Here is a 12575-nt window from a genome sequence, read left to right as displayed (position 1 = left end):
TCATAACTCACCATAAATTATTGATAGATTAACCTAATATATTAATAAATATTCCGAAATATTGAATAAACAATACAATAAGCAATAATTAATTATCATGAAAATTTACAGGTATTTACATAAGGAGGAAGTATGTCAGTTGAAGTAAATAAACCAAGCATTTGGAAAAATTTCAAAGTCTTGATAATACTCTTTGTAGCAGGAGCATTTATATATGCTTTACCATATTTAAAGAATTATTATTATGATACTTTTGCACAAGCATTTAATCTTACAAATACACAAATGGGAAGCTTAGGAAGTATTTATGGTCTACTTGCAATGGTATCATACCTTTTTGGTGGTTTTTTAGCAGACCGTATTTCAGCCAGAAAATTGCTTTCAGGTTCTTTAATTATTACAGGAATATCTGGTCTTGTATTAACACTTTATCCTCCATATATTGTTGTGTTTTTAATCCATGCCTTATGGGGAATAACAACAATACTTACTTTTTGGCCAGCTCTTGTAAAAGCTGTTAGAATGTTAGCATCTGAAAATGAACAAGGAAAAGCTTTTGGATTTATGGAAAGTGGTCGTGGAATTACCAATGCAATTCATCTATCTCTAGTATTGATACTATTTGGGTATATTTCATCAAAAGTAAGTGATAAATCTGGTCTTACAGCTATTATAGTATTATACTCGGCAATAAATGTAATAGTTGGAGTATTAGTATTTTTCAAATTAAAGGATAATGAAAAAGAGGTATCAGCAAAATTTGATAAAGAAGCCTTTTTTGCAGTAATAAAAATGCCTCATACATGGATAATAACAATAATAATGTTTTGTTCATATTCAGCTAATATGTCATTTTATTATTTTACGCCTTATTCAACTGAAGCATTTGGAGCTACTGTGGTGTTTGCATCTGCAATCTCAATATTAGCTCAGTATTGTAGACCAGTAGCATCAGCTGCTTCTGGATTACTTGGAGATAAAGTTGGTTCATCAAAGATTATATCTTATGGATTTATACTTATGATTGCAGGTCTTTTAGGTGTAATATTTACACCAACAAAATCATCTATGATTTATATACTATTGATTGGATGTGTTGCAATATATGTATCTATGTATGCAATTCAAGGTTTACACTATTCGTTACTTGAAGAAGGTAATTATTCATTATCAATATCAGGAACTGCTATAGGAATAGTTGCTACATTAGGATATCTTCCAGAAGTACTTTGTCCTTTAGCAGCAGGGAAGATATTGGATGCATTTCCGGGTGTAACTGGATATAGGTACTACTTCATAGTTCTTACTATAGTAGCCATAATTGGATTGGTGTTTACATTTATATGGATGAACATGACAAAAGAAAGACGTAAAGAACTTATTGAGATGAATAATAATTCAAATGAAAATACTACTAAAGTCAGTTAATATAATACACTACTATTTGGACCAGCAATATTAATTTAATTTACATTGAAATTTACAAATTTCTATATGTAAATTAAATTAATATTGCTGGTCTTTATTTTTCTATTTTAAGAATATTAACCCTTAACTCTAAATATAATTTAATAAGATTAGATGTATAGGAGGAATAATATGAATAATAACATATACGAAGATATATCCAAAAGGACTCAGGGGGATATATATATTGGAGTAGTTGGACCTGTAAGAACAGGAAAATCAACTTTTATAAGAAAATTTATGGAAAAGTTGGTTATACCTAATATAGACAATGAATTTAAAAAGGATAGAACAAGAGATGAGATACCCCAAAGTGGTTCAGGTAAAACGATAATGACAGTAGAACCAAAATTTGTACCAGCAGATGGTGTAGAAATAAAAATAAAAGACACAGTATCTTTAAAAGTAAGAATGGTAGATTGTGTTGGATACATAGTTGAAGGAGCTTTAGGGCATGAGGAAGGTGGAAAACAAAGATTAGTATCCACTCCTTGGTCACAAGAAGCTATGACATTTGAAAAGGCAGCAGAGATAGGAACTAAAAAAGTTATAAAAGACCATTCTACAATAGGGATAGTTGTCTTGACAGATGGTTCAGTTACTGGAATTGACAGAAAAAGCTATGTAGAACCAGAAGAGAGAGTTATACAAGAATTGAAAAATCTTAAAAAACCATTTGCAGTGGTTTTAAATACGTTAAGTCCAAAAAGTGAGGAAACGAGTATGCTTAGAAGTGAATTGGAAGAAAAGTATGAAGTTCCAGTTCTTCCAATGAATGTGGTTGAAATGGAAGAAGAAGATATAGAGGAGGTTATGGAAGCTGTATTATATGATTTTCCACTTACAGAAATAAGAATCAACTTACCAAAATGGGTTGAAGGTCTTGAAAGAAATCATTGGATAAAAAGTAGCATAATAACAACATTAAAACAAAGTATTATAGATATAGGTAAAATAAGGGATATAGAAGGTATTATACAAGGATTTTCTGAGTTAGAGTTTTTGGAAGATACAGGTGTTGATAATGTAGAGCTAGGAGAAGGTGTTATAAATATTGATTTACAGACAAAGCAAGATTTATTCTATAATGTCCTTGAAGAAAAAAGTGGATTTAAAATTGAAGGAGATTATCAACTGCTTAGTCTGATAACTAGACTATCTAAAGTTAAAAATGAGTATGATAAAATAGAAAGTGCTTTAATAGATGCCAAGATAAAAGGATATGGAGTAGTAGCTCCTTCCTTAGAAGAACTTAGTCTGGAAGAACCAGAAATAATGAAACAAGGAAAACAATATGGTATCAAGTTAAAAGCCAATGCACCATCACTTCATATTATAAAAGCAGATATATCTACAGAGGTTTCTCCAATAGTTGGAAATCAAAATCAAGGTGAAGAGATGATAAAATATCTTATGGAAGTATTTGAAGAGCAACCAGCAGATTTATGGGAATCAAATATGTTTGGTAAATCACTACATGACTTAGTAAAAGAGCAATTACAAAGTAAATTATATACTATGCCAGAAGAGATAAGAGTTAAAATGCAAAAGACTTTACAAAAAATTGTAAATGAAGGAAGTTCTAATATTATAACTATTTTGTTATAAAAATATAGCTACTTATTAAAGTGAAACGTCTGTTTGCTTTAGTAAGTAGCTTTTTATTTATAACAATTAATAAAGATACTTATATAAATTGACAATAATTGATAATTGTGGAAAAATTATAGTGGGTGAAGTATATGTTTCGACAGGATTGTTTCAAAGCTAAAAATTTCTAGGAGTGTAAGATGAAAAAGTATGAGATATTTATTTTTATGAGTATAATAGTTTTGTGTTTTATAAGTTTTCCACATAAAGTTTTTGGACAAGAGGAAAATTGTCTTGAAGATTTTGAAAGGTGGGTTCAAGAAAATAAAAATAATAAAGAAGAAATAGTTTATACTCTTTCTTGTGATATGGTAATAGATGAAGAGTTTAGATTTTATATTCCTTATGACAGTAATTTTACAATAGATACCAACAAATATAAAATATTGATAAAAAATCATGGGAGATTTATTATTGATGATAATGAATTGAATATAATAGGTGAAGGAGGAAAAGAAGGAGTAATACATATAGAAAATGGTGGAAGTATAAGTATTGGTATAAACAACATAATTGCTACTGATGGGACAGCCTTATACGTTGAAGAAGGAGGAGACTTACATATTAAATCATCCTACGAATCTGTTGAAAAAATAAAGGCAAATGGAAAAGATGCAATAGGAATTTATACTGAAAATGATATTAGAATACTAAATAAGGATATTGAAGTGAATGGAGAACATGCTATAGGTGTTTATTCTAAAGGTGATGTTGAGATAGAAGAAACTTCAATAAAAGCATATAGTAGCAACAATGAAAGTGGGTTACTAAGAGATAATAATAAGTTGGCACAATCAATTATATCAGAAAGTAAGAAAGTTTATATAATTGATGATTATAATGAGCTTATACCCTCTATAGCTGAAGATTCTGGCTATGATATTGTGAAATGTTGTCATAGGGGAATTGGTGTATTTAGTGATGAAATAAAAGTAAGTAAAGATGATAAAATAGAAAATATAAAATTTCCCAAATATATGGTATTAGAAACATCTAGTGGTAATCGACTTGATATAGATGTAGAATGGGATTTTACTGATTATTATGAAAAGTTGGAAAAGGGAGAAAATTTTAATATAACAGGAAAGTTTAAAACAGAAATGTTAAATAAAGAAAAAATTATAATAAATGATGATGTAGTTCCTATTTTGAATGTATCTGTTATAGAGAAAAAACCAATAGACAATTTGGAACTGGAATTTCAAAATACAAAAAATGGATATGTAGCTGTTTTATTTTATGATATGCCGTATAGTGCAAGTAAGGTTTTTGTTGAATATTCAAGCGATGGAATCAATTGGATATCTGAAGAACAGGAGGATATTAGAGATCAAGCTATACTTTTTTTTGAAGATTTTAAGTTGCGTTGTTTTAGAGTAAAAGTTGTAGGAGGATTAAAAGAAGGGTATTCAAATATAGTTTTTAAACCAGGATTTATAATGGGAGGCGGAGACAACCAAGAGACACCAGATGATGAACGGGAAAATGATGATATTGATGGTGACCGTGGAGGAGGAGGTAGAGACGACCCGGATAGAGATGAGGATGATAACAATCAAGATGGGAATAATGGAAATGAAAATAATGATAGTAATAACAATCAAAACAATAATAATGAAAATAATAATAATGAAAATAATAATAATGAAAATGATAATTCTGATGAGAAACAACCAAATACTCCTAAAGATGATGTAGAATCAAGTACTGATAGCAATGAAAATAAAAATCCTCATGATATACCTAAAGATGGTAATAAAGAAAATAATTCTGATAAAGAAAAAGGATTTTACAATAAAAATTCAATTACAGAAAATGATGATAATTATGATTTAAGCTCAAAATCAGTATTTGGTACCAATGAACATTCTTTTCCTTATAGGGAAAGTATTTCTAACAAAAATCAAGATACAAATAAAAATAAGTCAAATATAAGTGATTATGATGGAATAATAAATAATAATTATAAATTAGAATCTAAAGAATATAATCTAAAAAAAGATATTATTTTTTTATTTTGTATACTAACACCAATTATGATTGGTTCTATATTAATTGTAAATCCTGATACTAGAAAAAGTATAATTAAATTCATAAAATTAAAAAAATAATTTTTAGAAAGGTATTATTTAGAAAATCATGAGATTGCTAAGTAATACCTTTCATTATTATGAAAACTGTATTTGTTGTTGAGAAAACATATATAATATATGAATTTTCTAAATAGTATAAAAATAATAGAATATTGAAAAAAAATTGACAAATGAATGTATAGGTATTAAAATATATTAAATATATACATAAAAAGTGGTTTACTAACAAATAAATGAAATATATGTTAACACATAGTTCAATTTGTAAAAATATAAGATTTATAAAAAAATAAGGGAGGATATTATTATGAAAGCAATTTTAACAGTAATTGGAAAGGATAAACCAGGTATAGTGGCAGGAATTAGTGATGAATTATACAAGCAAAATATCAACATAGTAGATATATCACAAAAAATATTACAGGATTATTTTACTATGATTATGATAGTTGATTTAGAGAAATCATTAAATTCTTTTGAGAAAACGGTTGAGGACTTGGTTGAAAGAGGTAAGAAATTATCAGTGGATGTAAAAATTCAGCGAGAAGAAATATTTAATTCAATGCATAATCTGTAGTAGACAGTAAGGGGAGGTGATAATAGTGAATGTAGGAAATATACTTGAAACAATAAAGATGATAGATGAAGAACAGTTGGATATAAGAACTATAACTATGGGGATTTCTTTATTAGATTGTATAGACCCTGATGGAGATAAAGCTAGAGAAAAAATATACAATAAGATTATGAGTTCTGCTAAAGATTTGGTGAAGGTTGGAAAAGATATAGAGCGTGAATTTGGTATCCCAATTGTAAATAAAAGGGTATCAGTAACTCCAATTTCCATTATTGCAGGTGCAACAGATGAAAATGACTATGTAAAGTTTGCACAGACATTGGATAAGGCTGCAGAGGATTTAGGTATAGATTTTATTGGTGGATTCTCAGCATTAGTTCAAAAGGGATATACAAAAGGTGATAAGATACTAATTAAGTCAATTCCAAAAGCTCTAGCAAGTACTAATAAAGTATGTGCTTCAGTAAATGTAGGTTCTACAAGATGTGGTATAAATATGGATGCAGTGAAAGAAATGGGAGAAATCATAAAAGAAACTGCAGAATTAACAAAAGATGCAAAAGGTTTTGGTTGTGCAAAATTAGTAGTATTTTGTAATGCAGTAGAAGATAATCCATTTATGGCAGGAGCTTTCCATGGTGTTGGTGAGGCTGATAGAATTATAAATGTTGGTGTAAGTGGCCCTGGTGTTGTTAAGAGAGCTTTAGAGAAAGTAAAGGGAGAGCCTTTTGATGTTGTTTCAGAAACAGTTAAAAAGACTGCATTTAAAATTACAAGAGTTGGACAACTTGTGGCAAAGGAAGCTTCTAGTAGATTGGATGTTCCATTTGGGATAATAGACTTATCACTAGCTCCTACACCTGCTATTGGTGATTCAGTAGCAAATATATTAGAGGAAATGGGTCTTGAAGTTGTTGGTACTCATGGGACTACAGCAGCATTAGCACTTTTAAATGATGCTGTTAAAAAAGGTGGAGTAATGGCATGTTCACATGTTGGAGGACTTAGTGGAGCGTTTATACCAGTATCTGAAGATGCAGGTATGATTGATTCTGTTATTAAAGGTGCTTTAAGTATAGATAAGCTTGAAGCAATGACTGCTATTTGTTCTGTAGGTCTTGATATGATAGCTGTGCCAGGAAATACTACAGCAGGTACGCTTGGAGCCATGATAGCTGATGAGGCAGCAATAGGTATGATTAATAATAAGACTACAGCCGTTAGAATTATACCAGCCCCAGGATGTGATGTAGGTGATATGGTAGAATTTGGAGGACTTTTAGGACGAGCACCAGTAATGCCTATAAATACAAATTCATCTGAATTATTTACTCAAAGAGGAGGAAGGATTCCAGCTCCTATACATTCATTTAAAAATTAGTTATATTACATATAATAATATTTAATTAAATATTTAGATGGTTAAATTAAAGAAGTCTATGCATTTAAATATTATATAAGATAATGAACTTTGTTAAGATAATAAACTTTAAAAATTAGTTGTTAAGATTATGGCAAAAATAAAGCGATACATGGACATTTAAAAATTCATGTATCGCTTTTATTTTAATAATATCTAATTAATATAAAATTTTTTATGTATCTAAAAAGTTATGCTATCTAACTAGTAATAAACTATACTAATTTTTATTCCTAATATATCAACCAAATAAAAAACTAAACAAAAATCTAAATAAAAATAATAAATAAAAATTTATCTAAATATTCAACACACATAATAATCATAAACATAAATAAAAAATAAAACGTTTGCAATTAATAAAATTGCCTACAATATAAAACTCTACTACTTGAGATATAAATTTATAAATCCTATTGTTTTTTAAGCAATTTCTTCTTCTACATCAGTACCACGTATTTCACCAGCAGTAAGAACTTTAAAGGTACTGAATATTTTTGAACCTAAAAATCCTGCAATTACATTGAATAAAGCACATAAACCAGCTGTTATAAGAACTTGTTGAACTGGATTATAAGCAAACATTATAGCAAAACCAGCCACAGGTGTAGCTGTACCTGGTGTCATGTTTACAAGACCCATCAAGGCTACAATGATACCAGAAAAGGCTCCTCCAAAGAAATTAGTAGAATATATAGGTATTGGATTAGCTGAAATTATGTCTGATTGGGTTAATGGTTCAATAGCAACAGATATAATATCTTTTTTAGAACCTAATTTCAATTTTGCAAATAGTGTTGAGTTCATAAAAGCTGAACCAAAAGCACCTAATGCTCCTATTGCCATAGGAAGACCAGTAAGACCAATTATAGATGTAAGAGCCATTGAACTAAGTGGAGACGTTCCAACTACTGTTATTAGACCTCCTAGTATAATTCCCATTATTATAGGGCTAATGTTGGTAGCTTCTATCAAAACTTGTCCAATTTGTAGTAGTGTACTATTAACTAATGGGTCTACATTTGATGCTATAAGACGAGATAGTGGTGCACATAGAAGAATTACAACCACTAAATCCACTCCAGGTGGCACTTTTTTCTCTATAAACTTAATTAAGAAAGAAACAAAGTATCCAGCAACGAATCCAGATAATATAGAAAAATCTAAACAAGATAATCCTATTAAAACTGCATAAACTGGAGATACACCTAAGGCTAAAGGCACAAGTATAGCAGCAGCAACTCCACCAAGACTACCATTAGCAGCTCCAACACTTCTAAAAAATTCCATACCTAAAACATCACCAAGTAAAGAAAGGTTGAATGCCTCTACTAAGAAAGTAGCACATGCAGCGTTTGCTAGAGCTCCCATAGCCTTCATACCATATGGGGCCTTGTAACTAAAAATTGTGAAACAACATAGAACCAATAAAAGTAAACCTGTTCCTAATAAAATTTCTGACATAAGAAAATCCTCCTTGTATTTTTTTTAGGACATAAACTTTTGTTATGATAACGTTATCCTGATTCGTAAATGATTACCTAAATAAATGTCAACATAACAAAAGTTATTTTAAATCTTAATTGGTTTTATATTGTATCTAAAAATAAAAATAACTATAAAAACATATAAAGTAAGCTTAACGTATAAAATGTAAATTAAACTTATACTTTATAATACAATTATATATAAATAATGCAGTCTTGTATAGGAAGATTGATAAAAAATAAATTTAATATGGAAAAAATAATTATTAGAACGTAAAATATTAGCTTATAAAAAAGGAATAAACATTTTTTAGAAGAAGTACTTATAATGAAAGTAATTTTATAGGGGGAGAGTCTTTGAAAAAGGTAAAATATACCAGATTAGTGATACTTGGTATTCTTATATATTTAGTATTTAATATATTAGTAATGATAATTAGCAAAAATGTAAATACGTTGGTGTTAAAAAATGAAAAAGTTGATGCAAAGATTCATGTAAAAGGAAGTATAGAAAAAGATGCCAATGACCAGAGTAATTATCTATCTACATACATCAGTAAAGAAGATTCTAATAACTTTGAAAAAAATCAAAATGTAATAATTGAATATCATGAGCAAAAATTAGATGCAAAAGTTTACAAAATATATGAAAATAATAATAAAATAATGGTAAAATTAAAAATAAGTAACCAAATTGTTGCAAATCAGGATACAAGTGTCGAAGAATTTGATATAATATATAATCAGATGGAATGTTTAAAAATACCTAAAACTTCTATAAAAACAAAAGACAATAAACGTGGTGTATATGTAATTGATGAACAATCACAAAGTGTAAAATTTGTCATATTAGAAGGAATAACTTATGAGAATGAATCTTCTGTATTTGTGGATTATTATAAAAATGACATAAATGGAGTTACAAGTGTTAATCTATATGACAAAATAATTTTAAGACCTAACAGTATAAACACAAATATAAGGATAAAGTAGGTGATAATAATGGGTTCTATTAAAGATAATTTGTCTGAGATAAGAAACAAAATTGATAAAGCTGCAAAAAAAGTAGATAGAGACAGCAAAGAGATTACCCTTTTGGCAGTCACAAAGACTGTTGATGTAGACTTAGTCAATGAGGCAATGAGGGAAGGAATCACTTCTGTTGGTGAAAATAAACCCCAAGAATTAGCTAGAAAGTATGATATTATAGGTGATAAATTAAACTGGCACCTGATAGGAACTTTGCAAACCAATAAAGTTAAGTACATAATCGATAAAGTTTGTATGATACACTCTTTAGATAGAATTGCATTATGCGAAGAAATTCAAAAACGTGCAGAACAAATAAACAGAGAAATAGATTGCTTAGTACAAGTGAATATATCTAAAGAAGAGTCTAAGCATGGACTTGATAGAGAAGAAGTTGTAGACTTTGTCAAAGAAGTGTCAGAAAAATATAAAAATATAAAAATAAAGGGTCTAATGACAATGGCACCTTTTATAGAAGATGAAGATGAGATAAGAGGTGTATTTAAAGGTCTTAAAGATTTATCAAAACAAATAAAAGAACTAAACATCCCTAATGTAGGGATGGATGTTTTGTCAATGGGAATGAGTCACGATTATGAAATTGCTATAGAGGAAGGGGCTACCATTGTTAGAGTTGGAACATCAATCTTTGGAGAAAGAAACTACAATAAAAAATAATTACTCAAATTTGAATAAATTTTAAGGAGGAAGTTAATAATGTCAAATGGAATAATATCTAAATTTAAGAATTGGATAGTTGATGAAGAAGAAGATTACATTGAAGATGAATATGAAAGTGGCATGGACGATATAGTTCAAGAAGAAGAAATGAACAGTGGCTTTAGTACTACAAAAGCAAATAAAATTGTAAATTTACATACAACTAGCCAAATGAAAGTTGTAATAGTTGAACCTAAGGTTTATGATGAAGCTGCAACTATAGCAGACCATCTAAAACAAAGAAGGGCAGTTATAGTGAATTTGGAAGGATTGACTAATTCTGAAGTTCGTAAATCTATATTTAACTTTATGAATGGGGCAGTTTATGTCTTAGATGGAAGTATACAAAAGGTTTCTAAATCAATATTTATACTAGCTCCTAATAATGTGGATATAGATGCAAATATGAAAAAAGAATTAGAAAGTAAAGCATTCTTCCCTTGGCAAAATAAATAGTAAAAAGGCGGTTAATATATGGGAACAATAAGAATTGCACTTTATTATCTTTTAGATATAATAGCATGGATGATAGTTATAAAAAGCTTGATGACTTGGTTTCCAAATGGAAGACAAAGTAAAATTTTTGATATTTTGGAAAATCTTACAGAGCCAATAGAAGGGCCAATAAGGTCTATAATGTATAAATATACAAATGGACCTATAGATTTTTCTCCTTTAATTGCAATAGTATTATTGATGTTCCTAAGACAATTAGTATTGGTTATATTCTAAGGTGATAGGATGGATAAATTAAAACTAACAAATCACATAAAGGATATAGACTTGAAAAATAAAATGTTTAAAGTGATAGACAAGGCTAATAGTTGTATAAAAAACTATGATGTTAAGTCTACGGAGTTTCTTAATCCATATGAAGTGAAAAATGCTGTAGCAATATTAAATTCTACAAATGAAATAAAATACAGTGTGGATGGAGGTTATGAACGAGCTGAAAGAAGCACTGTATTTATTTATCCATTTTACATGGAATATGAAGATATAGAAGATACTCTTAGATTTTTACAAATAGAAGGGAATTTCAAATTTAAAAATATATCTCATAAAGATTACTTAGGGTCAATACTGGGTCTAGGTATAAAAAGAGAAAAAATTGGAGATATAATTATACATGATAGCTTTTGTCAAGTAGTTGTAAGTAGTGATATTTGCGATTTTATAATTGTAAACTTAGAAAAGGTTTCAAGAAATAATGTAATTGTAAAGGAAATTTCCAGAGAAAATATTGTTAATAGTTCTTCAAAATATAAAGAAGTATCATTTACAGTATCTTCAGATAGGTTAGATTGTGTGATAAGTGGTATTTACAATATATCTAGACAAGATAGTGCAAAATACATAAATGGAGAAAAAGTCCATGTCAATTATGAAAAGATAACTTCAACTTCTAAAATAGTAAAAAATGATGATTTGATTTCTATTAGAGGCAAAGGAAGAGCTAAGGTAACACAAATAGGAGATATTACTAAAAAAGGAAAAATAAAAGTTCAAGCAAGATTAATTGTATAAGGACTAATTTAAATTATAGCTGGGAGGAAATGTAATGCTAACTCCAATTGAGATAGAAAATAAAGAGTTTAAAAAAGGTTTAAGAGGGTATAGAGATGAAGAGGTTGATGAATTTTTAGATATCATCAAGGAAGATTATGAATCTCTATGTAGGGAAAATACAGCTCTTAAAGAAAAATTAGGGTTATATCAAGACCAAGTAAACAAGTATGAAAATATTGAAGAAACACTAAAAGCCACTTTAATAACTGCTCAAAGTGCAGCAGAAGACACTTGTAGTGCGGCTAATAAAAAGGCTAAGATAATTGTTGAAGAAGCTGATTTAAAAGCTAGACAAATTATAGAACAAGCTAATAACCGTGTTATAGAGATAAGAAAAGAGTATGATGCTTTAGTCAAAGAATTTAAGATATTTAGAAATAAATTTAAATCACTGTTAGAAGATGAAATAAGAAGTGTTGATGAGATTTTTTATGATGTAGATGAAAAATGTGTAAACGCATTTGAAGGAACAACAGTGTATAATTATAGTAATGATGAAGCTGCTACAACTTTAGAATAAGCTTGTAATTTGTTTATTTTTTATGTAGAATAATTGTGTGAGT

12 protein-coding genes are annotated in these 12575 nt (G+C 28.7%); 11 read left to right on the top strand and 1 reads right to left on the bottom strand.

What is annotated here, in order from left to right; translation table 11 throughout:
- Positions 1 to 132: 132 nt before the first annotated feature.
- The 5 genes from CDIF1296T_RS13860 (at position 133) to CDIF1296T_RS13840 (ending at position 7168) form a co-directional block, all read left to right on the top strand.
- Positions 133 to 1428 (top strand): MFS transporter, encoded by a 1296-nt coding sequence (locus CDIF1296T_RS13860; protein WP_009897812.1) that lies wholly within the window; start codon positions 133 to 135, stop codon positions 1426 to 1428.
- Positions 1429 to 1599: 171 nt separating this feature from the next.
- On the top strand, positions 1600 to 3075 hold the full coding sequence (gene spoIVA, locus CDIF1296T_RS13855) for a stage IV sporulation protein A (RefSeq protein ID WP_004454943.1): 1476 nt from the start codon (positions 1600 to 1602) through the stop codon (positions 3073 to 3075).
- A 182-nt stretch (positions 3076 to 3257) separates the two neighbouring features.
- Positions 3258 to 5228 carry a hypothetical protein gene (locus CDIF1296T_RS13850; RefSeq protein ID WP_018112858.1) on the top strand — a complete coding sequence of 657 codons (1971 nt, stop codon included), beginning with the start codon at positions 3258 to 3260 and terminating at the stop codon, positions 5226 to 5228.
- 289 nt (positions 5229 to 5517) lie between these two features.
- Complete coding sequence (locus tag CDIF1296T_RS13845) at positions 5518 to 5787, top strand: ACT domain-containing protein (protein ID WP_003416152.1); 270 nt, start codon at positions 5518 to 5520, stop codon at positions 5785 to 5787.
- 25 nt (positions 5788 to 5812) lie between these two features.
- Positions 5813 to 7168 (top strand): PFL family protein, encoded by a 1356-nt coding sequence (locus CDIF1296T_RS13840; RefSeq protein ID WP_009897809.1) that lies wholly within the window; start codon positions 5813 to 5815, stop codon positions 7166 to 7168.
- Between the two features lie 462 nt (positions 7169 to 7630).
- Here CDIF1296T_RS13840 and CDIF1296T_RS13835 read toward each other — a convergent pair whose 3' ends face one another.
- A complete protein-coding gene (locus CDIF1296T_RS13835; protein WP_003416156.1) occupies positions 7631 to 8671 on the bottom strand; it encodes a PTS sugar transporter subunit IIC in 1041 nt (346 codons plus the stop codon).
- 380 nt (positions 8672 to 9051) lie between these two features.
- Here CDIF1296T_RS13835 and CDIF1296T_RS13830 point away from each other — a divergent pair, with 380 nt between their 5' ends.
- The 6 genes from CDIF1296T_RS13830 to CDIF1296T_RS13805 are packed head-to-tail and all read left to right on the top strand — an operon-like array spanning position 9052 to position 12532.
- Positions 9052 to 9687, top strand: coding sequence for a biotin/lipoyl attachment domain-containing protein (locus CDIF1296T_RS13830; RefSeq protein ID WP_009897808.1), 636 nt, complete (start codon positions 9052 to 9054; stop codon positions 9685 to 9687).
- 9 nt (positions 9688 to 9696) lie between these two features.
- Positions 9697 to 10401 (top strand): YggS family pyridoxal phosphate-dependent enzyme, encoded by a 705-nt coding sequence (locus CDIF1296T_RS13825; protein WP_009893687.1) that lies wholly within the window; start codon positions 9697 to 9699, stop codon positions 10399 to 10401.
- A gap of 39 nt (positions 10402 to 10440) precedes the next feature.
- Positions 10441 to 10899, top strand: coding sequence for a cell division protein SepF (locus CDIF1296T_RS13820; protein WP_009897807.1), 459 nt, complete (start codon positions 10441 to 10443; stop codon positions 10897 to 10899).
- Positions 10900 to 10917: 18 nt separating this feature from the next.
- The gene (locus CDIF1296T_RS13815) at positions 10918 to 11175 is read left to right on the top strand and encodes a YggT family protein (RefSeq protein WP_003416163.1); all 258 of its coding nucleotides are present in this window, start codon (positions 10918 to 10920) and stop codon (positions 11173 to 11175) included.
- A 9-nt stretch (positions 11176 to 11184) separates the two neighbouring features.
- Positions 11185 to 11970: a YlmH family RNA-binding protein gene (locus tag CDIF1296T_RS13810; protein ID WP_009897805.1), complete on the top strand. Its 786-nt coding sequence runs from the start codon at positions 11185 to 11187 to the stop codon at positions 11968 to 11970.
- Positions 11971 to 12004: 34 nt separating this feature from the next.
- Positions 12005 to 12532, top strand: coding sequence for a DivIVA domain-containing protein (locus CDIF1296T_RS13805; RefSeq protein WP_003426928.1), 528 nt, complete (start codon positions 12005 to 12007; stop codon positions 12530 to 12532).
- Positions 12533 to 12575: the final 43 nt, after the last annotated feature.

The sequence above is a fragment of the Clostridioides difficile ATCC 9689 = DSM 1296 genome, assembly GCF_001077535.1.
Taxonomy (GTDB): domain Bacteria; phylum Bacillota; class Clostridia; order Peptostreptococcales; family Peptostreptococcaceae; genus Clostridioides; species Clostridioides difficile.
Note: the sequence above shows the minus strand (reverse complement) of the source record. Positions and strands in the feature narration are given on the sequence as shown.

Excerpts from the sequence above, each read along its gene's own strand:
- CDIF1296T_RS13815 (WP_003416163.1), top strand. The coding sequence starts at position 10,918 with ATGGGAACAATAAGAATTGCACTTTATTATCTTTTAGATATAATAGCA.
- CDIF1296T_RS13835 (WP_003416156.1), bottom strand. The coding sequence starts at position 8,671 with ATGTCAGAAATTTTATTAGGAACAGGTTTACTTTTATTGGTTCTATGT.
- CDIF1296T_RS13810 (WP_009897805.1), top strand. The coding sequence starts at position 11,185 with ATGGATAAATTAAAACTAACAAATCACATAAAGGATATAGACTTGAAA.
- CDIF1296T_RS13805 (WP_003426928.1), top strand. The coding sequence starts at position 12,005 with ATGCTAACTCCAATTGAGATAGAAAATAAAGAGTTTAAAAAAGGTTTA.
- spoIVA (WP_004454943.1), top strand. The coding sequence starts at position 1,600 with ATGAATAATAACATATACGAAGATATATCCAAAAGGACTCAGGGGGAT.
- CDIF1296T_RS13860 (WP_009897812.1), top strand. The coding sequence starts at position 133 with ATGTCAGTTGAAGTAAATAAACCAAGCATTTGGAAAAATTTCAAAGTC.
- CDIF1296T_RS13825 (WP_009893687.1), top strand. The coding sequence starts at position 9,697 with ATGGGTTCTATTAAAGATAATTTGTCTGAGATAAGAAACAAAATTGAT.
- CDIF1296T_RS13845 (WP_003416152.1), top strand. The coding sequence starts at position 5,518 with ATGAAAGCAATTTTAACAGTAATTGGAAAGGATAAACCAGGTATAGTG.
- CDIF1296T_RS13820 (WP_009897807.1), top strand. The coding sequence starts at position 10,441 with ATGTCAAATGGAATAATATCTAAATTTAAGAATTGGATAGTTGATGAA.
- CDIF1296T_RS13850 (WP_018112858.1), top strand. The coding sequence starts at position 3,258 with ATGAAAAAGTATGAGATATTTATTTTTATGAGTATAATAGTTTTGTGT.